Origin of the sequence: Fibrobacter sp. UWB5, from assembly GCF_002210295.1 — a bacterium.
Taxonomy (GTDB): domain Bacteria; phylum Fibrobacterota; class Fibrobacteria; order Fibrobacterales; family Fibrobacteraceae; genus Fibrobacter.
This window is the reverse complement of record NZ_MWQH01000006.1, coordinates 164,782-190,449: the sequence shown is the minus strand read 5'-3', so window position 1 is coordinate 190,449 and position 25,668 is coordinate 164,782. Positions and strand designations below refer to the sequence as shown.

The window sequence follows — 25,668 nt, the reverse complement described above, 5'->3', positions numbered from 1 at the left end:
TATTGTGCGCGTCCTAAGCGACTATGGATGATTAGCTCAGTTGGTAGAGCAGCTGACTCTTAATCAGCGGGTCGCAGGTTCGACCCCTGCATCATCCACTTAAAACCGTCTCACCCCGAGGCGGTTTTCTTTTTTTCCGAGCAAGGTCATTCCGGGCTTTGGCTGGAATCGGCATTGTTTACTTGAATAACATTATTCTATATTTGGCGCCATGAATTCCGAAATCGAAAAACGCCGCACTTTTGCTATTGTCAGCCACCCTGACGCGGGTAAGACCACCATCACCGAAAAGTTCCTGTGGTACGGAAACGTGATTCGCGAAGCGGGCCACGTGCGCGCCAAGGCAAACCGTAGCTACACGGTGAGTGACTGGATGAAGATCGAACAGCAGCGTGGTATTTCGGTTTCGAGTTCCGTGCTGAATTTTCCGTTCGAAGGTTGCATGTTCAACCTGGTCGATACCCCGGGGCACCAGGACTTCTGCGAAGACACCTACCGCGCCTTGACCGCTGTGGATGCCGCCCTCGTGCTTATTGATAGCGTGAACGGTGTAGAAAAACAGACCATCAAGCTCATGGATGTGTGCCGCATGCGCCATACACCCATCATCACGTTTATCAACAAGATGGACTTGGATGGCCGCCACGTGCTCGACCTGCTCGATGAAATCGAAAGCATTTTGAAAATCAAGGTCGCCCCCTTTACGCTCCCCATTGGCGTGGGTAAGCTGTTTAAGGGCGTGTATTCTATTGCCGAAAATACCTTCCACACCTTCAATAAAGAAGAAGGCCATCAGGAAATCATCCAGATGGAAGGCCCGGATGATCCGCGCCTCGTGGAAATGTGCGGCGAAAACTGGGTCGCCCAGTTCAAGGAAGAATACGAGATGGTGACCGGTGCCATGGACCCGTTCGACCACGAAAAATTCCTGAAGGGCGAAATGTGCCCCGTGTTCTTCGGTTCTGCGGTGAACAACTTCGGTGTGCGCCAGCTGTTGAACGCCTTTGCAAAGCTTGCGCCGCCTCCGATGGTGCGCGAAACCGACAAGCGCCCGGTGAGCCCCGACGAAAACGCCTTCAGCGCCTTCGTGTTCAAGATTCAGGCCAATATGGACCCCAAGCACCGCGACCGTACGGCATTCCTGCGCATTTGCTCGGGCAGCTTTACCCGTGGAGAAAAGGTTTATCATGTGCGCACGGGCCGCGAAATCCGCTTGGCCGCCCCGACCGCCTTCCTCGCGAAGGATAAGGAAGTCATCGACCACGCCTGGGCTGGCGATATCGTGGGTATCAATGACCCGGGTCTGTTCCGCATTGGCGATACGCTGACTGACGGCGAAAAAATCAACTTTACCGGCATCCCGGACTTTGCTCCGGAACACTTTGCCCGCGTAACGCTCCTAAACCCGCTTAAGTCTAAGCAGATGGCGAAGGGCCTTGCCGAACTGAGTGAAGAAGGCGCAACTCAGCTGTACGAACCGCTCAAGTCCGCTATCCCCGTGATTGGTGTGGTGGGTGAGTTGCAGTTCGACGTGCTCAAGTTCCGCCTGCAGAGCGAATATGGTGCCGATGTGTCGCTGGACCGCGTGCCCGCTCACGGAATCCGCTGGGTTTCTGGCCCCGAAAAGGATGTGGCCAAGTTCGCCGAAGAATACGCCATGGACTGCATGATGGACAAGGAACGTAACCTCGTTTGCCTGTTCCCGAACGAATACCGCTTGAACCTTGCTATCAAGAACTACGAGAACCTGACCTTCGCCGCCACCTCGCAAGGGTAATTTTTTTAATAAATTCTAAATTAAGTAAAAGTTCCTTACAATGGGGGTTGTATTATGGCTTTGAAAAATTTTAAGTCACCCTGGAGCTACGCTGTGGCGATAGGGTCCATGTTCCTTTTCGCAGCCTGCGGTGATGACAGCAGTTCCACTAAGGTTGCTGAGCCTGTCGATGATCCGTCAAGTTCGTCAATTGCGGTCGAGACTCCTGATGGAGAGGAATCTTCTTCCTCTGTCATCCAGAGCGATAATGAAGGGTCCAGCAGTAACATTGACTCGTTGAATTCATCCTCCAGCATTAGCGAAGAATCCAGCAGTTCCAAGGTCCCTGAGCCTGCCGAGGGGGCCACTAGCAGCTCGTCAGTTGAACAGAACTGCTCGGCAATTTTAAAGGGAAAGTCTGGCTGGAGTTGGGATGTTCCTAAAGAATGTCGATTTAACCCGGATATTACCTATGGCACGATGACTGACTCTCGTGACGGTCAAACCTACAAAATCATAAAGATTGGCAATCAGACATGGATGGCAGAAAATCTGAACTATGCTGATAGTACGAACACTCCGAGCTTGTTGGAACGCAGTTGGTGTTATAACAAGAAGCCCGAAAACTGTGCCGTGGGAGGACGCCTTTACACTTGGGCGGCAGCCATTGACTCGGTAAAATTTGCTACCGATGCCGATAATCCCCAGGATTGCGGTTACGGCAAGACATGCACGCTTCCGACAACAGTTCAGGGCATTTGCCCCGATGGCTGGCATCTGCCGACACAAGCAGAATGGGAAACTTTGTTTACTGAGGTGGGCGGACAATCGATGGCTAGCGATATTTTGAAATCGCTAACAGGTTGGTATTCTAATGGCAGCGGTACGGATGATGTGGGCTTTTCTGCAATCCCTGCTGGCTTCAGATACAACAATGGTCACTTCATTGATAGTCAGTATGCCTATTTCTGGTGTGCCTCTGAGTATGATAGCCTCCAAGCCCACGACATGGACTTGGATTACTTTTACAAGAGTCCGAAACTGTTCAGTTTTGAAAAAAATTACGCCTTTTCAGTTCGTTGTCTAAAGGACGACCCATAGGCTCTACTCGCTTGCTTCCGTCGCACTAATTTGTAACGAAAAGTTTTCAAATTCGTGGAGCTTCATGGCTCCTTCCATCGGGGTTTTAGGGGTGTCCCCCTAGGCGAGGGGGTGGGGAGCAACGAAGTGCGATACAGGGGGAGACTTCCCCCTTTATTGTTGTTCTAGGAAGATTCGTAATATTGAATCTTTCATCTCACATTGCACATTCGTCATTACGGCCTACTCCCTACTTTTTTTATATTTCCTCTACACAGGTAAGCATTGCGCTTACCCAGGATTTTTTAACATCAAAAGGAAAAACATGAAACGTCTCCCCATTGTTGCTCTCGCAGTATGTTTCGCTGGTCTCGTTGCCTGCAATCAGGCTTCCGCCGGCGGTTCGTTCAACCAGCAGGCCAGGCTTGATAACCTCGAAAAGGATTTCAAGCAGGTCAAGGAAGAATTCGAAATCATCAAGTATGCCCTCGACAAGCGCGGCATTTCCTTGGAACAGGCCCGCGCCGAAATGGAAGCGGATAACAAGGTTTGGGACATTCCCGACGAAGATAGCCCGGTCTTTGGCAACACCAAGAACCCGAAGCTCACGATTGTTGAATTTACCGAATTCCAGTGCCCGTACTGCTCCCGCATCGCTCCGGTCATGAAGGAACTCAACGAAAAGTATCCGGACAAGATCAAGTTCGTTTACAAGCACTTCCCGCTCAGCTTCCACTCCAACGCTCGCGCCGCTGCCGCTTCTTCTATCGCTGCTCACAAGCAGGGCAAGTTCTGGGAATACCGCTACGCTCTCGCTCCGCATAGCCGCGAACTCGGCGACTCCATCTATGTGGAAGTTGCAAAGCAGATCGGTTTGAACGTGGATCAGTTCAAGAAGGACATGGTGCTCGACTCTGCCATGAACGCCCGTATCGACAAGGACTTCCAGCTCGGTACCGAAGTCGGCGTGCAGGGTACTCCGAACTTCTACATCAACGGCAAGCGTCAGGACCGTTTCAGCCCCGAACTGGTTGAAAAGCTCCTCAAGGAAGCCAAGTAATCTTTTAAGCGGTTCAATCTGTAAACGCGACTTCGCGTCGCGTGCTCCCTTTTTGAACGCGAAAATTTTAATTTCAAAATCAAACTAAAACACAACCAAAAGGACACGATCATATGATGAAGCGAACATTGACTGCCGCTACCGTCGCCCTCCTCGGCTTCGGCGTAACGGCTACAATGGCTCAGCCGAAAGCACCGCGTGTAGTTCCTTACAAGTTCTTCGACGAACAGTATCGTCCGGGGGGCTTTGACTACGCTTACGGCGGCAAGAGCAAAGGTATCACCATCACTAAAGACGGCGGCTACAAGTCTAAGGCTGCCTTGAACATCAAGCTCGACCCGAGCGAATATTCGGGCGCTTCTGTTTGCTTGTACAACGAAACCTTCGACCTCAACAAGTTCATGCTCGACTCCAAGCTCGAATTCATGATCAAGGGTAAGAAGGGTGGCGAAGCCGTTAAGGTCGGCCTTTTGGATGAAGAAGTTTCTGACGGCAAGAAGACCCAGGTCGTTCTCCCGATGAACAAGTACATCCAGGGCGGTGCTGTGACGACGGATTGGAAGAAGGTTTCCATTCCTCTCGTGGACTTCCCGGACCGTGGTCTCTATTGGGACAACACCCGTAAGTCTGAATTCCCGGCTCGCATTGACTGGGACAAGATTGCAGAAATCCGCTTCTCTATCGACAAGAGCGGCGCATCTGATTTCGAAATCTGGGTCGACAACATCGAAATCGTGAAGGGCAACAAGAAGGCCGCTCCGAAGAAGAAGGTTGTCTACTGGGATGAAAACAACGACGTCATTGACGGCCCGAAGAACCCCGAAAAGCTCGACGGCAAGGCTAAGCCTGTCAAGAACGGTACGTTCTACGATAACCAGCTCAAGGGCTTCAGCTACAGCTACGGTGGTCTCTCTGCCCAGCGCGAAGCTGACTCCAAGACTCAGGGCAACCCGAACGTGCTCGCCCTGTACATCGATAACAACGACTGGTCTGGCGTGACCTACTCTCTTGGCGAAGGCAAGTACATTGACCTCTCCAAGGTTCGCAACAAGGGTGGTCTCTACTTCTGGATCAAGGGTAAGCTCGGTGGCGAAAAGGTCTACGTGGGTATCCTCGACAACCAGGGTAACGACATCAAGAGCCAGACCAAGATCAGCCTGAACGACTGGATCGAAGGCTCCAAGGTCAGCAAGGACTGGAAGCTCGTCAAGATTCCTCTGAAGAAGTTCGGCGACAAGGGTAAGGCTTGGGACGCTAACAAGCAGGCCGAAGTTGCTAAGGACGTGCAGTGGAACAAGATTCAGGAAGTCCGCTTCTCTGTGGGCAAGGGTGAAAACCAGGGCGAACCGGGCAAGCCGGCTCCTGTGACCATCTTCGTCGACCAGATTACCTTCACCGAAAATATCGACTGGGTTGACCCGGATATCAAGTGGGATAACTGGAAGTCCAAGGCTCCGGATGTCGTGATTTCTGACTTCGAAGGCAAGTTCGCCAAGGACAACTGGGAACCGTCTTTCGGTCCGAAGTCCAAGGCCGAAATCGAAATGCCGCACAAGACCTCCAAGCTCGACGGCAACAGCCTCTACATCAAGCACTTCGAAATGTCCGACTGGGTGGACTTCGTTCTTGACTTTACCAAGAATGGTGCCGCTCACGACGCTAAGCAGCGCGACTGGACGAACCACTGGGGCATCATGTTCGACGTCTACTCCGAACGTGCATGGCAGTCCATCACGGTTCAGATCGGTGACGCTGGCAACGAACTCTTCGTTTCCAACACCGGTGTACCTCGCGGTCGCACCACGGTGATCGTGCCGTTCCGCACGTTCTCCAAGTTCCCGTACTACCAGCCGCCTAACGCTAAGGAAAACGGCGTGTTCGACCTCAAGAACGTCGTTTCTCTCGACTTCAAACCGGGTGGAGAAGGTTCTAACGGTAGCTTCGAAATCGACAACATTAAGCTCACCAACCAGAAGGAAGTCAAGGCTGCTGCTCGCCCGGCTCTCGTGAAGGTTGAAGTTAAGGGTACCGGCGACGTGATCAACCCGAACATCTCGGGCGGCCTCTTCGGTATCAACGCTGCACTTTGGGATGGCGACATGCTCGACAATCCGAAGTTCAAGGTTCAGACTGCTGAATACGCCAAGCGCATCAACCACGGCATCATCCGTTATCCGGGTGGTCTCCGTGCCGATGACGACCACTGGAAGGAAATCCTCGACAACCACGACTGGATGGTCGATACCGACGAATTCCTCGCTTGGTTGAAGAAGACCGGTTCTAACGCCATGTTCACCGTGAACTTCGGTTCCGGTACCGAACAGGAAGCCGCTGCTTGGGTGAAGCACACCAACATCGACAAGAAGGCCGGCATCGTTTACTGGGAAATCGGTAACGAAGTCTATGGTAACTGGCACCCGTACTATGAAAAGTATGGTAAGGACGGCGGTACCATTTATGGTAAGCGCGCCCGTAAGTTCATCGAAGCCATGAAGAAGGTTGACCCGACCATTAAGGTCGCAGTCCTCGGCGTGCTCGATGGCCAGTGGAACGACAACGTGCTCAAGGAAACCGGCGACATTGCCGACGGTCTCATTGTTCACCACTATCCGCAGCACTTCGGTGAAGAAAACGACTTCGCACTCCTCTCTGCTCCGCAGGACCTCGTTCCTATCTACGGCCGTCTCCATAAGGTTGTAGACAAGTGGACCAGCCACTTCAAGAAGGACAAGAAGATCGAACTCTGGCTCACCGAATGGAACTCCGTGGACTTCAACCCGGGTCCGCAGACCATCTCTCTCGAAAACGGTCTGTTCGTTGCTGACTACCTCGCTATGCTCGCCACTGAAAATGTGGACAATGCACAATACTGGGATATCCACAACGATATCACTCCGGAAGGCGGTGACTACGGTTACCTGACCCGTTCTGCAGAAGAATGCATGAACTGCCCGCGTCCGAGCTACTGGGCATTCCAGATGGCTTCTGACGCTCTCCGCGGCAAGCTCCTCAAGACCGAAATCTCCGGTGACAAGGAATCGCTCATCACGACCTACTACACCGAAAACGGCAAGAAGAAGAGCCTCCTCGTGATCAACAAGAGCCCGTACAGCGACTACGAACTCAAGCTGAACATTCCGGGCTTCAAGGGCAAGGCCACTGTCCAGACTCTCGACCGCAGCACCGAAAAGCTGAAGGAAGGCTGGGCAAACGATCCGTCCAAGAAGGCCAAGAAGGGTGTTGACATCAGCAAGCCGGTCAAGGTCGGCAAGCGCACCGTCACCCTCATCACGGTGGAATAAGGAATATCATTCCGGCTTAACCGCCGGAATCATTCTTTGAAGAAACGCCTCGGCTCTGCCGGGGCGTTCTTTTATATTCGGCAAATATATCCGATTAATGAAGCCGGCTGTATAAACGAAAAGCCGCAGGCATTTGCCCGCGGCTTTTTTTAGATATTTTGTTGAGTTATCGTTCCAGGCGGAAGTAAACAGCGGCCAGCGGCGGGAGCTTGATGTTCAGGCTCCACTGGCGATTCTGCCACGGAATGTCCTGTGTCCAGACTTCGCCGAAGTTACCCACGTTGGAGCCGCCGAACATGCTAGCGTCCGTGTTGAAGATTTCCTTCCACTTGCCGCGAGTCGGAGCGCCCAAGCGGTAGTCGTTGCGGACCACCGGCGTGAAGTTGAACACGCACAGAATCTGGTTTCCGTGGTCGTCTTTACGCACAAAGCTTACGATGGAATTGTCGGCGTCGTCGCACCAGATCCATTCAAAGCCTGTGTAGTAGTGGTCGATTTCCCAGAACGGGGCGTTTTCCTTGTACAGGTGGTTCAGAACCTTCATCATCTGCAGGAGCTTGCCGTGGCTATCCCAGCTGATCAAGTGCCAGTCGAGGGAGCGCTTCTCGTTCCATTCGCGGAACTGACCGAAATCGTTGCCCATGAAGTTGAGTTTCTTGCCCGGGTGCGCATACTGGAATGCGTAGGTGAGGCGGAGGTTTGCAAACTTCTGCCAGTTGTCGCCCGGCATCTTGCCGAGCATAGAACCCTTGCCGTGAACCACTTCGTCATGGCTGAACACCTGGATGAAGTTTTCGCTGTAGGCATACACCATGCTGAAGGTCAGCTGGTTGTGGTGGTACTTACGGTGAATCGGTTCGTGCTGAATGTAGCTGAGGAAGTCGTTCATCCAGCCCATGTTCCACTTGTAGTGGAAGCCGAGGCCGCCCTGTTCAGGCGGACGCGTGATGGAGGGGAAGCTAGTGGATTCTTCGGCAATCAAAATCGCATGCGGCGTGAGGCGGCCCATGATGCTGTTCAGGTGCTTCAGGAATTCCAGCGTATCGTAGTTGATGTTGCCGCCGTCCTTGTTCGGCACCCACTGGCCGGGTCCCTTGCCGTAGTCGAGGTAAAGCATCGATGCCACGGCGTCAACGCGCAGGCCGTCGCAGTGGAATTCCTTGAGCCAGTACATGGCGTTTGCAATCAAGAAGTTCTTGACTTCGTTGCGGCCTAGGTTAAAGATGTAGGTACCCCAGTGCGGGTGTTCGCCCTGGCGCGGGTCGGCATGTTCGTAACAGGCGGTGCCGTCGAAACGTCCGAGAGCGTGGGCGTCTTTGGGGAAGTGAGCCGGAACCCAGTCCACAATCACGCCGATTTCGTTCTGGTGGCAAAGGTCCACAAAATGTCTGAACTGGTCTGGCGTGCCGTAGCGGCTCGTGGGGGAGTAGTAACCGGTCACCTGGTAGCCCCAAGATTCATCGAGCGGGTGCTCGGCCAGCGGCAAGAATTCCACGTGGGTGTAACCCATTTCCTTGAGGTACGGAATCAAGGTCTCGGCAAGTTCGTCCCAGTTCAAGAAACGGTCCGGATTTGCGGGATCGCGACGCCAGGAACCGGCGTGGACTTCGTAAATGTTCATCGGCGAACCGAAGACCTTGGTTGCCCAATGCGTGGTCATGTAAAGGTCGTCGCCCCATTCGTAGCCGTCGAGGTGCGTGGTAATGGAGGCGGTTGCCGGGCGGACTTCGCTGAGCTTGGCGAGCGGGTCTACCTTCACGTGCAGATTGCCGTCGGCACCGTGAATTTCGAAGCGGTAGAGTTCGCCTTCGCCAATGTTCGGAATAAAGATTTCCCAAATGCCGGTGCTGCCGAGCATGCGCATCTGGTGGCGGCGGCCGTCCCAGCTGTTAAAGCTGCCGACCACGGAGACCGCGTGGGCGTTCGGAGCCCAAACGGCAAAGTGCACGCCTTTAAAGCCCTGGTGTTCTACAAGGTTTGCGCCCAGTTTGCGGTAAAGTTCATAGTGCGTGCCGCTCGAAATCAAGTGGCGGTCAAAATCGCTAAGTACAGGGAGGAATGCATACGGGTCGGTCAGCGTGTATTCGTTGCCGTCATCCTGCTTAATAATCAAGTTATAGAAGAACGGTTCGTATTCCTTGTCGAGAATGGCTTCGAAAAATCCCGTGTTGCCAAGCTTCATGAAGTCGAACTCGAACTCGCCGTCGCAAGATTCTCCGCGAATAAAGCTAGCCTGCGGCTGGTAAGCGCGAATCACCGTCTTCACGCCGCGGTCCGTATTCAGCGGATGCAAACCCAAGATGGAAAAAGGATCCTTTGTGTTAAAATCCCAAATGGCACGCATGTCTTCCGAAGTCAAGCTCGTGAAGTCATTCCATTCCATATCATACTCCTGTAAAACACCTAGTTGTAATGTCGTAAATATAACTTAATCAAAAAAAATGGGGCTTTGCAATTCTATATTTGGGGCATGTACAGGCGAGTCCTTACGATTCAAGATATTTCGTGCTTTGGACAGTGCTCCCTCACGGTGGCACTGCCGATTATTTCTGCGTGCGGTGTAGAGACGGCGGTGTTGCCGTCGGCGATTCTTTCGACCCATACGGGCGGCTTTACGGGCTGGACATTCCAGGACCTGACTAAGGAAATGTTGCCGATTAGCGAACACTGGCGCGTGGCTGATATCCGCTTCGATGCTTTCTATACCGGTTATCTGGGTTCTATTGAGCAAATCAACATGGTTCAGCACATTATGGACACCAACGGTGTCGATGGTGCGATTCGGGTGGTAGACCCTGCCATGGCCGACAACGGGGCGCTTTACCCCGGCTTTAACATGGAATTTGTCGATGCCATGAAGGATTTGTGCGCCCATGCCGATGTATTGCTCCCGAACATGACCGAAGCTTGCATGCTCACCGATACGGAGTACAGCGAAAATATTGACCGCGAAACGGTCGAAATGCTCTGCAAAAAGCTCTGTGAATTGGGTACCAAGTCGGTGGTGCTGACTGGTGTCGGTTTCCGCGCGGGTTACACGGGCGTCATGCTCTACGACGGCAAGGATTTCAATTACTACGAACACAAGAAGATTACTAAGGGCTTTAACGGCACGGGTGACTGCTATGCTTCGGCATTTGTGGGCGCCATGCTCCGCGGCCGTTCCATGGTCGATGCGGCCCGAATTGCGGCTGATTTTGTGTTGGAATGTATCGAAAAGACGTACGAAGACAAGTCTCACTGGTATGGAGTCAAGTTTGAACTTGCGCTCCCGAGCTTGATTAAAAATTTGGCAGACGAGTAGGTTTTTATGGCTATTGCGATGGAAGAAACGGTTGACCCGATGCAGTTTACGCAGGTGTTCAAGGTAACGCCTGAAATGATTGACGACAACCACCATTTCAACAACGTGTGGTCGGTCAAGTGGATCCAGGATATCGCGATTGCCCATTCCGATTCCGTGGGCGGTACGGCCCTGATGCGTGACCTGGGTGCAGGTTGGATGATTCATGTGCAGCACGTGGAATACAAGAATCAGGCTTTCCTCGGTGACGAAATCCGCGGAACCACGTGGGTCGCTGCCTATGGTAAAGTCGCCAGCTTACGCAAATGCCGCTTTGAACGCGTTTCTGACGGCAAGGTGATTTTTGAATCGGAAACCCAATGGGTGCTCGTTGACATGAAACGCGGTCGCCCCATGGCCATCTCCGATGAAATGAAGCGCCTGTACGTCGGGCACTAGACCGTGCTTAATGTGAAATGTGGAATGAGGAATGTGAAATGATTCATCATACATTTCACATTACACATCACACATTATAATATTTTCTTGACCAAATTCTGAATTCTTGCACGCAGGCTTTTTTCGTTGCCTTTGTGGTACGGCGGGTAAAGGAATGTCATGGTGTCGAGGGCACTCTGCCGCATCACGTTGCGCTCGTGGCTGAACGTCTTGAAACCGTAAATCCCGTGATAATTGCCGGTGCCGCTCATGCCGACTCCGCCAAAAGGAACTGACAGATTTTCGATTTGCAAAATGCAGTGGTTCACGCAGGTGGAACCCGAGGTGGTACGGGCAATCACTTCGTTGATTTTCGTTTCGGACTTTCCGAAAATGTAGAGAGCCAGCGGCTTCGGGCGCGCTTGAACGAAGGCAATAGCTTCTTCTAATGAATCGTAGGCGATAATCGGGAGAATCGGTCCGAAAATTTCGGATTCCATGATTCGCATGTCGGGCGTGACGTCGGTGAGTACGGTCGCGGGCGTGTAGCGGTTTTCGATGTCTTCGGGGCTGAATTGCGCGCCCAAAACGGCCTTCGCACCATTCGCAATTGCATCTTTGATAAGTGCCTGATGGCGCTCCACAGTTCGACTTTCTACGATGTGCACGAAAATTTCGGAGTTGCGGCGTGCCTCATCGGTTTCGCCGTACATCTTCTTTATGTTGTCTGCAACGGCTTCGGCGAGCGGTTGCATTAAACGTTGCGGGCAAAGCATGTAGTCGGGAGCGATGCAGGTCTGGCCTGCATTCAGGCACTTGCCCCAGGCGAGTTTCTTCGCGGCGTCCTTGATTTTGACATCGTCCAGAATGATTACCGGCGATTTCCCGCCAAGCTCGAGCGTGACTCCGGCATGAACCTTGGCCGCTTCTTCTGCCACATGGGCTCCCACGTTCGGGCTACCCGTAAAGAACACATGGTCGAAGGGGAGGGCGAGCAGCTGGTCGCCAATTTCGGCACCTGCGCCCTGCACTACAGCGACTTCGTTCTGCGGGAAAACTTCTTTAATAATCGATTCCAGGACTTCGGCAACATGCGGTGTCTTGTGGCTCGGCTTTGCAATCACCACATTGCCCGCAGCAATTGCCGCTACAACCGGCGAAATAAACAGCAAGAACGGGTAATTCCACGGGGCCATAATCAGCACGCGGCCCTTGGGCTCAAAGTGACTCACGCTTGAATTCAACGGGAACAAAAAACTCCAGCTACCGTCTTTATCTTCGACCCAGTCGGGCAAGTGATTTACGGTGTGGTCAATTTCTTGCAGGGCAGGGTAGACTTCGGTAAGCCAGGCTTCGGTTTTCGGCTTGTGGAAATCGGTCCACACGGCATCGTAAAATTCCTGCTGTCGAGCCTCGATAACCTTGCGGAGCTTGAGCAATTTGGCGATGCGTTCTTTCACGCTTGTTTGTGCGATTTTCCAGCGGTTTTTCCCTTGTTCTTCAAATAGCGTGTTTAATTTTTCGTTCGTCATAATAAGCCCTTGAGCAGCAATATAACAATTTGGTGTGATTTAAACCAAACAATTAATCGCGGTCTACTTTCTACTGCCTACGTCTTACATTTTTTTTATAAATTATAAACATGGCTAGTTTGATTGAATACAAAGGTAAAAAGCCCGTTCTCGGCGAACGCGTGTTTATTGCGGAAGGTGCCAAAGTCATTGGCGATGTAGAAATTGGCGATGATTCGTCTGTTTTTTACAATACGGTGATCCGTGCCGACCTTGCCGAAATACGCATTGGCAAGCGTACCAATATTCAAGACAATGCGACCATCCACCTTTCGACCGGTGTCGGAGTCCATGTGGGTGACGATGTGACGGTGGGGCATAATGCCATTTTGCATGCCTGCGATGTGGACGACCACGTGCTGATCGGCATGGGGGCAATCCTCATGGACGGAGTGCATATCAAGTCGGATAGCGTGGTGGCTGCCGGTGCCGTGGTGACGCAAAATAAGGAATTCCCGGAACGTAGCCTGATAGTGGGCGCTCCGGCCCATGTGGTGCGCGAACTGACCGAAGACGAAATCCGCAAATTCCACGAAAATGCGGAGCATTATTTGGTGATTAAAGAAGAGTTGAGAAACTCTTAACGCTTTTTTGCTACAAAAAACTTTGCTTTAGACTTGATTTCCTATATAATTATATTTTAGCTGTGATGTATAAGTTTGTCTTTCTCATTAATCCGATTAGTGGCGGCGGCCAGGGCAAGGTGATTCACCAGTATTTGCCCGAAATTATGTCTTCTTTGAATTATACGGAAGACCAATGGAAGGCCGAATTTACCAATATCGATGGGTTAGACAATCAGATCAGGGATGCTCTTGCCAATACAGAAAAACTGGTGGCCGTCGGTGGCGATGGCACCGTGTCTTCCGTCCTTTCGGTCTTGGTTTCTTCGGAATACGCAAAATCCGTCAAAATCGGCTTGATTCCCCTTGGAACGGGTAACGATCTTGCCCGCGTTTTGAATCTTTATAAGCCCTATGTGGACAAGGGCCTTCTGTTCCTGGTGCGTAGGCTTTTGCAGGCCAAGGCGCGTCCCTTCGATATCTGGAAGGTGAACGGAAAACTTGCCTTTGCAAACTATTTTTCGGGCGGTATCGATGCCCGAATCGCTCACGATTTTAACCGCGCCCGCGCCAACGGCGAATTCAATTCGAATTCCGTGCTGGTGAACAAACTGCATTACGTGAAGAGTTTCTTTGCGGACCGCTCTTACCAGCTTAAAAAGGGTAAGCTTTCGTTTGTTGATGCCGAGGGCCGCAGCTGGCAAAAAATTCTGGACGGCCACCGCACCGTGATTGTGGGCAATATCCCAAGTTTTGCTAGCGGTACGAATCCCTTCTACAAGTCCGATATGGCAGACGGCCTGCTCGAAATCGTATGCGTGCCGAACATGTTCAGGTTCTTGCTGGCCATTGCGGTCGGGAACTTGCCTGTCATCGGGAATCTAGTCAAGAAGTATTTTATCAAGACCCGCAAGGCCAAGTCCCTTAAGCTGGAATTTGCCGAAGACGAATTCTTGCAGCTCGATGGCGAAGACCTGAGCGGTAAACTTGGTGGCCATGTAGACATTGACTTTGCCTGCAAGGTGCAGATTATGGCGCTGGGGGAATAATGTTCTCCGTTCGCTGTGCCGAAGTCCTTGAATTTTTACGCAATACAGAATCGATGGAATGTAACGTCTTGCGCGAGTCGCCAGAGGTTACTTTGACGGGCTTTGCAGCGCTTACGCAGGCTCGAGAAAACGATGTGAGTTTCTGGGTGGGTCGCGTCGAGAGCGTGACGCATGCGAACGGTCCTTCGAACGATGATTTGAAAAAGACGGCTGCCGGCCTCTTGTTTGTGCCTTCTGCTGCGGCGCAATCGGGCGAGGTTTCGTTTACCGAGATTTTCCCGAATGCCAAGAATATTGTCGCCGTGGCTGAACCTTACCATGCCATGGTCAAGTTCCTGGAACGTTTCGAGGGCAATGGCTTTAATGACAACATGGAATCGGGCGTGCATTTTGACCGCGACTACATGGGCGTGGGCTATGGCGAAAACGGCCCCTGGATTCACCCGACGGCAGTTGTGGAAGGCTTTGTCGAAGAAGGTTGCTTTGTCGGGCCTGGCTGCGTCGTAATGCGCGGTGCAAGCATCGGGCGAGGCTGCCGCCTTGAATCGAACGTGACCATTTACCCGAATGTCATCGTGGGCGAGGGTTGCATTTTTCAGGCAGGCGTCGTGGTCGGTAGCCGCGGCTTCGGATTCTACGAGCACGAAGGCGAGCGCCGCATGGTGCCGCACTTTGCAGGAGTGCGCATCGGGAACCGCTGTAGCTTTGGCGCGAACACGGTTGTGGCGGCTGGATTCATTTCTCCGACGACCATCGGTGACAACTGCCATCTAGATTCCATGGTGCAAATCGCGCACAACTGCGTTCTCGGAAACAATATTTACATGGCCTCGCAAACAGCTCTCGGCGGCACGACGATTCTCGAAGACGGCGTGCAGTTCGCAGGCGGCGCAAAGGCGGCGGGGCACTTGACCGTCGGCAAGAATGCGATTGTGACTGCGAAAGCGGGCGTGACTAAGAGCGTGCCTGCGGGCAAGACGGTCGCTGGGTTCCCGGCGATTGATATCGACATCTGGCGTCGTCAAATGGTCGAGCTCCGCGTCATGGCGAAGAAGAACCTGAAGTAGCTCGCAGTTTGCTATTTTGTAGCTCGAGATGAGTGGCATTTTGAATTTTACATCCCCCAGCTTAAGCTTTGGTTCGACTTCTGTTTCTGTCGAGCCATTGGAAAAGGATCCGCAGAAGGTTCCTTTTGTAGCTTGGTATGTGGGCGAGAAGCTTTTTTACCGCAGCGATGCGTGTCATTGTTTTGAAGAACTTGAATTTTTTGCGAAACGTACCGCCGGTTATAGGTTGAAGGACTCGGCGGATTCTGCGGCGGGGGAATCTTCGCTGCAGTTGCTTTCGCCGGAGCATTTGGCACCCGTGTTCCTGATGTGGCCGCACCGGCGCTTTAACGTGCGACTCTCTGATGCTACAAAGCCCGAAGTCCCGATGATGGACGGTTCTGCGATTCCGTTCTTCTGCGAAATGCGAAAATTCTGCGGAGCGCCCGAAGAGCTGGTCTTTTTCGATGCTCCTGTGCATGCCGAGTGGGACTTGGGTAGCGATACCGCAGTCTACGGCCATGTCCGCATTACGCCGGCGGAAACCTTCGAAGTCGAGTATGTGCTCGACCGCAATACCTCCCGCGACGGTTACGACCTGAAGTCGGCGGCCTCCGTCTCCATTTATTCGCCCGAAAACTTGTACCAAATTTTCATGGCGCGCACCTTCATCCATCAGGTGGAACTGGAGCGCGCCCGTGCGGCAGGGCTCCTTGCCGGTGTCGATGAATCTTGCGGACTCCTGCTCGCAGCGGGGGATTGCGCGGCTCAAAACAGCGCCTGTTCGCCAAAATTCCGCATCGCAAACGAACCTGCGATGCATAAAATACTAGATTTGATTGGAGACCTGAGTTTTATCTGTCCGGCCCTTCCGAGGGTCAGAATCGAAATCACCAACGGAGGGCATGTGTCCCACCACCAAATCATGGAGAAAATCATTCCTTATGTCAATGCTGGAATCTTTACCCAAGTCTAACGTCGATGGAATCCTCTACGATGCCGAAGTCGTCCACAGCGTTCTTCCGCAGAAGGCCCCGTTCGCCTTTGTCGATGAAATCTTGAGTCTCGATGCTGAAAACATGGAAATCGTTGCCAAGTGGCATTTGACCGGCGAAGAAGGATTCCTCAAGGGACATTTCCCGGGCAATCCGGTGCTCCCCGGCGTGATTCAGATTGAATCCATGGCCCAGGCTGCCACGCTCCTCACCATGATCGGTCGCGAAGCCGAAACTACCGGCAAGCGCCCGGCATTCATGGGGGTCGAAAACTGCCGTTTCCGCGCTCCGGTGATTCCGAAGGCTGAAATCGTTCTGAAGGCCAAGCTCATCATGGCTCGCCACGGCATTTACAAGTACAGTGGCGAACTCCTGACCGTTGATGCCGAAGGCAAGGAAACCCTCTGCACCAAGGCCGACTTCAGCGCCGCTATGGTGTAATTATTTAATGCCCTCTCTGTCTTCCCGGCGTAAGCCGGGATCTCCTTTGATGCCTGCTAAGGATTGCTTTATTGTCACGCTGATTGGGAATCACTAACGTGATTCCTTTTTTATAATTTAAATTTGGCAAAAACGATTGTGGTTACTGGAGGTCTTCTGTGAAATATTTTGTTGCGTTGTTGCTTTCTGCTGTTTTGTTCGTTGCCTGCGGCGATGAATCAAGTAGCTCTGCTCCCGATCCAATCGGAGAAATCTCGTCGAGTAGCATTAGCGACAACGCGTCCTCGTCTTCTCAGAAAGATTTGAAAAATTTTAGTTCTTCTGTAACAGAAAAGAACTCTTCTAGCTCCGTAAGCGGCAAGAATAGTAGCTCGTCGGTGGTTGAGTCGAGTAGTAGCGAATTTGTTTTGAAATACTGTGATGAAGGTTCTTTAGACACGTTGTATCAGGAGAATCGTACTGTATATGCTCATTGTGAAGAAGGCTTTTGGGAGACTGATTCCATCGTTTACAAACCTAAGGAAAAAGTTTACCCCAATATGGATAGCTTGTTTGCTTCGGATTATGAACCTGTTTATAGTGAATTCGAAGATCCTCGAGATCATCAAGTGTATAAAACAGTTGTTTTGTCTGAATCGTATGGTTCTGCAGATAAAATAGAAGTTTTTGCTCAGAACTTGAACTATGGTGTGATGATTGATTCTAGTAAGCGAATGCTTGATGATTCGAAGGTAGAAAAACATTGTGAACTGAATGACGAGTGGTTCTGCGATAATGGGTGGGGAGGTCAGTATACTTGGAGCGAAGCGATGGCTTTGCCTGCAAAATATGATACGCTGTTTTGGAAAGAGTCTTTAGAAGGTGATGAGCAAATCCATCAGGGGATTTGTCCGGATGGATGGCATATTATGAATGGTTATGAATGGAGAACCTATACGTCGAGTGCAGGGCTAGATCTTGCTTCAAAATCAAATTGGAAATTGAAAAAGATCGGGGCTAATTCATCTGGAATGTCTGTTTTGTTTAAGATGAAGGCTTATGACGTTAGCGTGATGCAGGCTTATTTTTTGCTGCCTAAGGAATCTAGTAAAATTGGAACATTCGCGGTCACCATTACTGAGCAAAGTGTTTGGCTTGGGGATGATGATCATATTGGAAAACATATCCCTTATAGCATTCGTTGCGTAAAGGATTACTAATCCTTTTTTCCGGCAGGGAAAGGAGATCCCACCTTGGTGGCCATGCGCACTAAGCACTAAAAGTGCTAAGTGCTGTCCGCCCGGCCTTCGCCGGGAAGACAGAATAAGAGTAACTGCTGAGGATAGCGGAGGAAAGTACGTCGGCGAGCGAACATTAGAGGCCGAAGGCCGAATCCATGTGAGCGAGGCGAGCTTATACTCATAGAGCATAACTCAACTAAGGCAACAAGTTGCCAAGTTTCGTTTACTTTCTGGAGCCGTGGGCATTTTCAATTGGTGAGGACTTTTTTAGCACGCATCAAAGGAGATGCCGGGTCAAGCCCGGCAAGACAATCGAAAACAGATTTTGCGTTAGCAAAATCGAATTCGTGTGACGAAAAAAATGCCGTTAGGCATTTCTAATCCGTGTGGCTTTTGGGGTTTTAGGGGCTAAGCCCCTAGGCGAGAGGGTGGAGAGCAACGAAGTGCGAACCAGGGGGAGGCTTCCCCCTTTTTTACGGATCCAGCAAATCGCCACGGATGACTTCGACTTGATCCCCAATCAAACTGATGATGTTGGTCGGATTGATTTCGATGGGGCCGCAGTCGACCATCATGTCGACGGAATGCTCGAAGGTCTTCCAGATGTCATCCGGCTCGTACATGTCTTCTTCGGTGAGCTTGGCGGCCGTGCTCAGAATCGGCTTGTCGAAATGTTGGAAAAGTTCCTTGAAGAACGGGTGCGTCGGCATTCTCACGCCAATTTCGGGGCGCTTGACGTCCAGGCGGCGGGCGATGTGCGGGTCAGCGGGCAAAATAAAGGTGTACGGCCCAGGCACGCGCGGCTTCATGATGTTGAATGCAAAGTTGTCAACGCGGGCGTAATCGGTGGCCTTACGGATGTCCGGGATGATGAGCGCCATGAAGAATTTCTTCATCGGCTTCTTGAGGGCATAAAGCTTGTGGATTGCCTTGGGCGATTCGGCGTTGCAGCCAATCGCGTAACCAGATTCAGTGGGGTAGAGAACAAGACCGTCGTCTTCGAGGGCGGCAGCGGCAAGCTTCACGATTCTCGCTTGCGGATTTACAGGGTGAACTTCAAAACGCATGGCGATAAAATAGTAAAAACATAGGAAATTGCAATAGCTGATTTTAAGGGCTAAAAACTCAAAATTCCTGCTGTTTAGCCTGTCTTTTTTCTATTTTGTATGCCGTAAAATAATACGGAGTTTTTATGTCCAATTATTGTCCTGTTATCGGTCTTGAAATCCATTGTCAGCTCGCGACTAAAACCAAGATGTTCTGCGGCTGCGAAATCGAAGTGAATACGACCCCGAACAAGCACGTTTGTCCCGTTTGCCTCGGTATGCCGGGTGCCATGCCCGTGCCGAACAAGAAGGCGGTGGAATACGCGATTCGCCTGGGCCTTGCCCTGAACTGCGAAATCGACCTGAACGCCATGTGGACCCGCAAGAACTACTTCTACCCGGACCTTCCGAAGGGCTACCAGATTACCCAGACGGGCGGACTTCCGGTGTACGACCACCCGATTTGCAAGAACGGCTGGCTCGAAATCGTGAAGGAAGACGGCACCAAGAAGCGCGTGGGCATTACCCGTATTCACATGGAAGAAGATGCCGGTAAGCTCATCCACGACATGAGCCCCACCGATTCCCATTTCGACGCGAACCGCTGCGGCACTCCGCTCTGCGAAATCGTGACCGAACCGGATATCCGTAGCCCCGAAGAAGCCGTGCTGGTCCTCAAGAAGATCAAGCAGACTCTCGAATACACCCGCGTTTCCAACGCCAACATGGAAAACGGCAACATGCGCTGCGACGGCAACATCTCTCTGCGTGCCAGCGAAGACGCTCCGTTCGGTATCCGTGCTGAAATCAAGAACTTGAACAGCTTCACGAACCTTGAAAAGGCTCTCTACTGCGAAATGAACCTCCAGGCATCGACGCTCGATGCCGGCAAGGAAGTGGAACAGTGCACCAAGCGTTACGACCCCAACGCGGACAAGACCATCGTCATCCGCAGCAAGGAAGACGCTCACGACTACAAGTACTTCCCGGAACCGGACATGGTCCGCCTCGTGACCGACCCGGCCTTTGTCGAAGAAATCCGCCGCACGCTTCCGGAACTGCCGGATGCCCGCCGCAAGCGCTTCATGGACGACTTCGGTGTTTCCGAATACGACGCCATGGTGCTCACCGAAGACCGCGACGTGAGCGAATGGTACGACACCGCCGCCAAGAACTGCAAGAACGGCAAGGTCTTGGCCAACTGGGTGATTACTGAACTCCTCGCCAAGGTGAAGGAACTGGAAGGCGGCCTCAGCGCCCTCAAGATCAAGCCCGAAGACCTGTGCAAGCTCGTGAACCTGATTGCCGACAACACCATCAACGGTAAGATTGCAAAGACGGTCTTCGCCGAAATGTTTGAAACTGGCAAGGATCCTGAAGCTATCGTGAAGGAAAAGGGCCTCGTGCAGGTGACCGACACCGGAGCCATCGAAGAAGTGGTCCGTGCCGTCTGCGCCGAAAACGCTGCCCAGTTCGCCGAATTCAAGGCGGGCAAGGTTGCTCTGAAGGGCTTCTTGGTCGGTATGACCATGCGCAAGTCCGGCGGCAAGGCCAACCCGGGCCTCGTGAACCAGATCCTCGACAAGCTCGCGAAGGAATAATGAGAAAGTTCGTTCTTGTTGTGGTTATAGCGCTCCTGTCCGCAGGGGCGTCTTTTGCCGCAGACAAGCTCGACAAGTACGACAGCGCTTACGTCAGTACGCTGAACATGACCGACGAAGAAATCGCGGAAACGTACGGCGTCGACTCGACCAAGTTGAACCAGGGCCCGACCCTCCAGGAACTCAACGAAGAGAATCCCAGCTACGTCAAGCGCGAATACAACCACCGCCAGCAAGTCATTGTCGGCAGCGTGGTGATGCTCTGCGTTGCCGTCGCCATGGTGCTCATGAACAATTACAACCCGAAACGTTAATTAGGTGTGCTTCTGCACCTAATTTCTTTGTATTATACAGCGTGTATAATATAGAGATTAAGATGTAATGATTTACTACAAAAATCTTTGATTTTGATACAAAAAGCGAATTTTTGTATAATAAAAACATTGATTTTTGAAAAAATCTAGCGTATATTATAGGTATAAAGTTACACCTCATTTGATCAAATTTTTTTTGAAAAAATGAAAAACAGAAGGAGCTAGATTATGAATAAGATTTTCACTACTGCAGCATTCTCGCTTATGTTTATTGCTTGCTCGGATGATTCGTCTTTGACGGGATCGGTTCAATCCTCGATTCCTCAAAATCAGGTGAGGAATCTGAGTGCACAATGCGTTTACGGTCTTCGTGCTCAGGAATCTGAAAATGAAGCAACCGATTTGAATGAAAATTTGTCTGTAGTCGAAGACGGAACTTCGGATTTGGATAAGAATATATCAATGATTTACCCCGCCAATAGCGAAGAATATGCTCTTGTTACCATTGAAAATATTGTCTTGGGTTGCAGTTCCTATATCGTGGATGTCGATGTGGTTGCAGAGGGGGACACTCTCTTTGTCGATCCGAAAATTGAGCACGACGAAATGCAGCTTGATTGTATCTGTCCGAGAAAGGTGACGTTTGAGGTAAAATTCGATTCGACTTTTGAAAACGTGAAGTACACGAAGTATGATGGTTATCGTGTCATTCCTTTGCAGAAGGTTGTGCCTGAAAATCCGTCTAACGAAGTTGAGCCGGATTCTGCTGAACAGCTTGTTTCTGAAGCCGGTTCTACCGCAGAAGAACAGGATTTATCTCGTGAAGTAAGGATGTTCTTCAAGGGCTGCTACGAAAACCTTTCCATGAAAACGATCTTGCTGAAAGAGAGTACGGAAGATTCACCGTTGGCCTATCTGTATAACGAGGACGGCAAATACCGGTTGATGATTCCGAAAATGGCTGGCTATTGCGGGTTTGACAAGGTGATGATGGACGTGGGGCGTTTTGGCGATACGCTAAGAATCGATGTCACGGCGATGCTTCCAACTGCGTGCAAGTGCGTTAACGACATTTGGTTCGATATAGAGGCGAGGGACGCGGACATCAAGTACTTTGCGCACACTCCTTACCTACAAAAGGAGACTGTGTATGAGGTGGTTCCCGGCCCTGCTCCGCAATATGAATAACTAATAGTTTTTCTATATTTCGGGCCATGAAATACACAGACGAAGCAAAACAGAATTTCAAGGCCCTCTCCAATAACCCGTATCCTGGTCGTGGCATTGTGCTCGGCGAAAGCGCCGACGGCAAGTCCTACGTGCAGGTCTACTGGATTATGGGCCGTAGCGTGAACAGCCGTAACCGCGTTTTCGAAATGGAAGCCAAGACCGGCTTCATGAAGACGAAGGCCTTCGACGAATCCAAGCTCACCGACCCGCACCTGATTATCTACTACCCGGCCCGCCACACGGCCGACGTGCAGATCATCACCAACGGTGACCAGACCGATACGATTTATAACGCCATCAAGCTGGGCGGCACCTTCGAAAGCGCTCTCGCTACGCGCCAGTATGAAGATGACGCTCCGAACTTCACGCCGCGCATCTCGGGCATCCATTACAAGAACGCCCAGCCTGCTGTGTACAAGCTCTCCATTCTCAAGAGTCGCAACAACAGCGAAGAAGCCGGCTGCGAACGCATGACGTTTGAATACGAAAAGGCTCTGCCGGGTCTCGGCCACTTCATCAGCACTTACGAAACCGACGGCAGCCCGATTCCGTCTTTCAACGGCTTCCCGAAGCTGATGCCGATTTTTGACAACGCCGAAGACACGCTCAAGAAGTACTGGGCCGCCCTGAACAAGGACAACAAGGTCTCCTTGATGGTCAAGTGGATCGACAAGAAGACATTCAAGGCCAAGACCTTGATCGTGAACAAAAACAAGTAGTTCGCATTTTTAAATGACGGCTTCTTTATCGGAAGCCGTCATTTTATATTTAAGGGGAGTATTTGTGGGGTATAGAGCTTTATGAGAAGGACATTTTTCTTACTGCTGTTTTTACAGCTAGTCCTAATTGCTTGTACCAATTCAAAATCGGCAGTCTCTGATGAAGAGGCTCCTGAAGAAATTGAGCTCGTAATCCCTGAACCCAGTGATAGTCTCTTGCAAGATAGTCTCATGAGGGACAGTCTGATTAAAGACAGCTTGCTGAAGGATAGTCTTGCCCGCATAGACAGTCTCGCTCGAATTGACAGCCTGTTTAAGGCGCGCGAATTGATCTTGATTCATGCGAACGATTTGACCGTCGAATTGGGCACGAATTTGCCCGATGCGCGCGTGAATGAACGCCCGGCCATGAAGGTGAAGTTCAATTACGATTTTTATGTGTCCAGGCACGAAATCACCTGTAGCGAATTTAACGCCCTCATGAAATCGTCGGCGGGCCTTACGCTGGAATGTACCTCCGAGAAACTTCCGGCAGTGAATTTGACCTTCTACGATGCGGTTCTTTTTGCCAATGAACGCAGCAAAAAGGAAGGCCTTGATACCGCTTATACTTATTTGGCAAAGTCATTTGATTCCGAAAAGCACTGTGTCAATCTAGAGGGTTTTGCATACCATCCCGAGATTGAATCGTACCATTTGCCGACAGAAGCGGAATGGATGCTTGTCGCGAAATCGAACTGGAACGCCAAAAAAGCCTGGACCGCTGACAATTCCGAATATAAATTGCACCCGGTTTGTTCTATGGCCGACGAAGATGAATTGTGTGACATGATGGGCAATGCCTTGGAATGGGTGAACGACTGGTTTGGAAATTTCCGTGATACTCTCGTGATGAATTATGTCGGTTCGCCCGATGGGGGAGCGCTTGCGCAGCGCGTCGTTAAAGGCGGCAGTTTCCGCAACAAGGCTACGTCTATTTCTGTGCATTCCCGCGGCGATGTCTATTCGGTCACCTCTTCGACTCGTGGTGATTATGTCGGGTTCCGCCTTGTTTTCGGTAATATTCCTGATGCCTTATGGATGGGGAGTTCAGGCCGCGCCGCTTCGAGCAGGATTACTCCGCTAGCGAATTCGTCGTCGGTATACGCCCATACCAATACATATAAGACCAAACTTGCCTTTAGAAACGATGTTACGGGAAACCTCGCTTTCATTGATTATTCTAACGGGACTTTGTCTGTTGTAGAAATCGTCGATTCGATCGATGTGTTCCACCCCGATATTTCGCCTGATGGCAGCCATGTCGCCTTTTCTACGATGTATGAGGGGCTTGACGGCAAGTCTGCGGTTTATGTGCGAGATTTGAACGAAGAGGGTTCTAACCTGATCAAGCTCGATGTCGAAAGTGCCGCCATTCCGCGCTGGCGTGTGCTTGAATCCGGCGACACCGCCATTGTGTATGTGACCCATGCGGGGAACAATAAAGACGAAGCAGCCTTCCGCTCGACTTCGACTTGGCAAGTGATTTTTGCAAACGGTAAATTCGGTATTCCGCAAAAACTGTTCGATGGCGCGTTCCACGGTGGAATCAGTGCCGATGGCCGATTGGCTGTTTCTGGCGCGCGACTTTTGCGTGCTCGCGTTTCGGACCACGATACAGTTTGGTACAATGGCGAACAGGCCTGCAATGTTTCGCTTTCAAAAGATGGCTCCAATCGCACCCTGTTCCTGGATTTCGGCAGTTCTACGGGGCGTAAGTTTGCCGGCGGAAGGTATGCGACTCACGAACGGCTTTTCGTGACGGATTCTTTAGGGAAATTGATTCAGTCTTTCCGTGCACCGGCGGGCTACACGTTTGACCATACGGAATGGGCGGGCAACTTGAATCTTGCTGTTGCGACTCTTGTGAATACGAACGGCTCTCACCGCAAAATCGTATTGCTTGATTTGCAAGACAGCAGTTTTACGGAACTTGCCGAAGGCGATGAACTTTGGCATCCGAATATGTGGGTTTATTCGGAACCCCTTGTTGCAGATGATTCCTCGATTAATGTGGATAGCGCCGGCGTCTATTTCACGCCACAGGGGAGTGTTGCATCGGTTATTCTGCGCTATAAAATGGAACTCCTGTGGAAATTCAAGGATACGGCCAATGTCGCCATTTTCGGCTCGTCGAGACCGCTAGATGCGATTGCTCCGCTCGGTCTAGATACCTCTTTCTTTGCGCTGAATCTTTCCAATGTTCCGAACATGATGGCGACATCGGATTATCTGTTGACGAACTACGTGCTGCCGCATTTCAAGAGATTGAAGTATATCGTTGTCTCCTTGGATATTGACTTGTGGTACCATTCCGAAACCGGTACGTACAATTTCTTTTCTCAGGAATACGCAAATTACCCCGGCTTTGTTTATGACAAGAACCATGATTTCTGGAAAGATAGCGTGCCCGAAGAATTGGCACGACTGACAGAAGAATCTTTGGGTCTAGAGGCTTATCAGGAACGCTTTATAGCGCCTCGCGGTTACAATTACGAGCCGCCCGGCAATTGGGAAACAGCCCCCTCTGTCGATAACGATAGCACGTGGATGAGGGAACTGTCGGAGAATTATTACGCTAGTTTAAAGCATTTGGTAAATATATTGAAAACAGCCGAAGAAAGGGATATCTTTGTCGTGGGCATTATTTTCCCGCAAAGTCCGGCTTTTAAAGAAACAGGTTCCTTTGGCCGCTATGGAATCCGTAGAAGCGAAGCCCCGGCTTTGATCGAAGAAATTAAAGACTTGGAGCAGAAATACCCTCATTTCCGTTTATGGGATGAAAATAAAATGGGGGATCATGACTATACCGACGAAATGGCGTTCAACGAGGACCATTTGAGTTATCTTGGGGCAATCCAATTGACGACCCGTCTAGATTCGCTGCTGAAGAAATTGGATAAATAAGAGAAAAA

General features: G+C 51.2%; 20 protein-coding genes and 1 tRNA gene. 18 read left to right on the top strand and 3 right to left on the bottom strand.

What is annotated here, in order from left to right:
• Positions 1 to 25: 25 nt before the first annotated feature.
• The 5 genes from B7989_RS10210 (at position 26) to B7989_RS10190 (ending at position 7,198) form a co-directional block, all read left to right on the top strand.
• Positions 26 to 98, top strand: a tRNA-Lys gene (locus B7989_RS10210).
• 113 nt (positions 99 to 211) lie between these two features.
• On the top strand, positions 212 to 1,777 hold the full coding sequence (locus B7989_RS10205) for a peptide chain release factor 3 (RefSeq protein ID WP_088628393.1): 1,566 nt from the start codon (positions 212 to 214) through the stop codon (positions 1,775 to 1,777).
• Positions 1,778 to 1,831: 54 nt separating this feature from the next.
• Positions 1,832 to 2,857 carry a fibrobacter succinogenes major paralogous domain-containing protein gene (locus B7989_RS10200; protein WP_088628392.1) on the top strand — a complete coding sequence of 342 codons (1,026 nt, stop codon included), beginning with the start codon at positions 1,832 to 1,834 and terminating at the stop codon, positions 2,855 to 2,857.
• 304 nt (positions 2,858 to 3,161) lie between these two features.
• On the top strand, positions 3,162 to 3,896 hold the full coding sequence (locus tag B7989_RS10195) for a thioredoxin domain-containing protein (RefSeq protein WP_088628391.1): 735 nt from the start codon (positions 3,162 to 3,164) through the stop codon (positions 3,894 to 3,896).
• 113 nt (positions 3,897 to 4,009) lie between these two features.
• The gene (locus B7989_RS10190; RefSeq protein WP_088628390.1) at positions 4,010 to 7,198 is read left to right on the top strand and encodes a carbohydrate binding domain-containing protein; all 3,189 of its coding nucleotides are present in this window, start codon (positions 4,010 to 4,012) and stop codon (positions 7,196 to 7,198) included.
• A 166-nt stretch (positions 7,199 to 7,364) separates the two neighbouring features.
• Here B7989_RS10190 and glgB read toward each other — a convergent pair whose 3' ends face one another.
• Positions 7,365 to 9,581, bottom strand: coding sequence for a 1,4-alpha-glucan branching protein GlgB (gene glgB / locus B7989_RS10185; protein WP_198959553.1), 2,217 nt, complete (start codon positions 9,579 to 9,581; stop codon positions 7,365 to 7,367).
• An 87-nt stretch (positions 9,582 to 9,668) separates the two neighbouring features.
• Here glgB and B7989_RS10180 point away from each other — a divergent pair, with 87 nt between their 5' ends.
• Positions 9,669 to 10,502, top strand: a complete 834-nt coding sequence (locus tag B7989_RS10180) for a pyridoxamine kinase (RefSeq protein WP_088628389.1) — start codon at positions 9,669 to 9,671, stop codon at positions 10,500 to 10,502.
• Between the two features lie 6 nt (positions 10,503 to 10,508).
• The gene (locus tag B7989_RS10175) at positions 10,509 to 10,940 is read left to right on the top strand and encodes a thioesterase family protein (protein ID WP_088628388.1); all 432 of its coding nucleotides are present in this window, start codon (positions 10,509 to 10,511) and stop codon (positions 10,938 to 10,940) included.
• A 74-nt stretch (positions 10,941 to 11,014) separates the two neighbouring features.
• Here the strand turns inward: B7989_RS10175 and B7989_RS10170 are convergent, their stop codons facing one another.
• Complete coding sequence (locus B7989_RS10170) at positions 11,015 to 12,451, bottom strand: aldehyde dehydrogenase family protein (protein ID WP_088628387.1); 1,437 nt, start codon at positions 12,449 to 12,451, stop codon at positions 11,015 to 11,017.
• A 110-nt stretch (positions 12,452 to 12,561) separates the two neighbouring features.
• On the opposite strand from B7989_RS10170, the gene B7989_RS10165 reads away from it, so the two are divergent.
• The 6 genes from B7989_RS10165 (at position 12,562) to B7989_RS10140 (ending at position 17,783) form a co-directional block, all read left to right on the top strand.
• Entirely contained in the window at positions 12,562 to 13,074 is a 513-nt protein-coding gene (locus B7989_RS10165; RefSeq protein ID WP_088628386.1) for a gamma carbonic anhydrase family protein, read from the top strand.
• Between the two features lie 65 nt (positions 13,075 to 13,139).
• Positions 13,140 to 14,102 carry a diacylglycerol kinase family protein gene (locus B7989_RS10160; RefSeq protein WP_088628385.1) on the top strand — a complete coding sequence of 321 codons (963 nt, stop codon included), beginning with the start codon at positions 13,140 to 13,142 and terminating at the stop codon, positions 14,100 to 14,102.
• A complete protein-coding gene (locus B7989_RS10155) occupies positions 14,102 to 15,169 on the top strand; it encodes a UDP-3-O-(3-hydroxymyristoyl)glucosamine N-acyltransferase (RefSeq protein ID WP_088628384.1) in 1,068 nt (355 codons plus the stop codon). The genes B7989_RS10160 and B7989_RS10155 overlap by 1 nt, the downstream gene beginning before the upstream one ends.
• A gap of 28 nt (positions 15,170 to 15,197) precedes the next feature.
• A complete protein-coding gene (locus B7989_RS10150) occupies positions 15,198 to 16,124 on the top strand; it encodes a UDP-3-O-acyl-N-acetylglucosamine deacetylase (RefSeq protein ID WP_088628383.1) in 927 nt (308 codons plus the stop codon).
• Entirely contained in the window at positions 16,093 to 16,584 is a 492-nt protein-coding gene (locus B7989_RS10145) for a 3-hydroxyacyl-ACP dehydratase FabZ family protein (protein WP_233144358.1), read from the top strand. The genes B7989_RS10150 and B7989_RS10145 overlap by 32 nt, the downstream gene beginning before the upstream one ends.
• A 158-nt stretch (positions 16,585 to 16,742) precedes the next feature.
• Positions 16,743 to 17,783: an FISUMP domain-containing protein gene (locus B7989_RS10140; RefSeq protein WP_144265023.1), complete on the top strand. Its 1,041-nt coding sequence runs from the start codon at positions 16,743 to 16,745 to the stop codon at positions 17,781 to 17,783.
• Positions 17,784 to 18,277: 494 nt separating this feature from the next.
• On the opposite strand, the gene B7989_RS10135 is transcribed toward B7989_RS10140, so the two are convergent.
• Positions 18,278 to 18,871, bottom strand: coding sequence for an L-threonylcarbamoyladenylate synthase (locus B7989_RS10135; RefSeq protein WP_072801076.1), 594 nt, complete (start codon positions 18,869 to 18,871; stop codon positions 18,278 to 18,280).
• Between the two features lie 125 nt (positions 18,872 to 18,996).
• On the opposite strand from B7989_RS10135, the gene gatB reads away from it, so the two are divergent.
• The 5 genes from gatB (at position 18,997) to B7989_RS10110 (ending at position 25,660) form a co-directional block, all read left to right on the top strand.
• A complete protein-coding gene (gatB, locus tag B7989_RS10130; RefSeq protein ID WP_088628381.1) occupies positions 18,997 to 20,451 on the top strand; it encodes an Asp-tRNA(Asn)/Glu-tRNA(Gln) amidotransferase subunit GatB in 1,455 nt (484 codons plus the stop codon).
• Positions 20,451 to 20,765: a hypothetical protein gene (locus B7989_RS10125; RefSeq protein ID WP_088628380.1), complete on the top strand. Its 315-nt coding sequence runs from the start codon at positions 20,451 to 20,453 to the stop codon at positions 20,763 to 20,765. Before gatB ends, B7989_RS10125 begins: the two co-directional genes overlap by 1 nt.
• Before the next feature lie 228 nt (positions 20,766 to 20,993).
• Positions 20,994 to 21,953, top strand: a complete 960-nt coding sequence (locus B7989_RS10120) for a hypothetical protein (protein ID WP_088628379.1) — start codon at positions 20,994 to 20,996, stop codon at positions 21,951 to 21,953.
• Between the two features lie 26 nt (positions 21,954 to 21,979).
• Entirely contained in the window at positions 21,980 to 22,714 is a 735-nt protein-coding gene (locus B7989_RS10115) for an IMP cyclohydrolase (RefSeq protein ID WP_088628378.1), read from the top strand.
• Positions 22,715 to 22,795: 81 nt separating this feature from the next.
• Positions 22,796 to 25,660, top strand: coding sequence for a TIGR02171 family protein (locus tag B7989_RS10110; RefSeq protein ID WP_088628377.1), 2,865 nt, complete (start codon positions 22,796 to 22,798; stop codon positions 25,658 to 25,660).
• Positions 25,661 to 25,668: the final 8 nt, after the last annotated feature.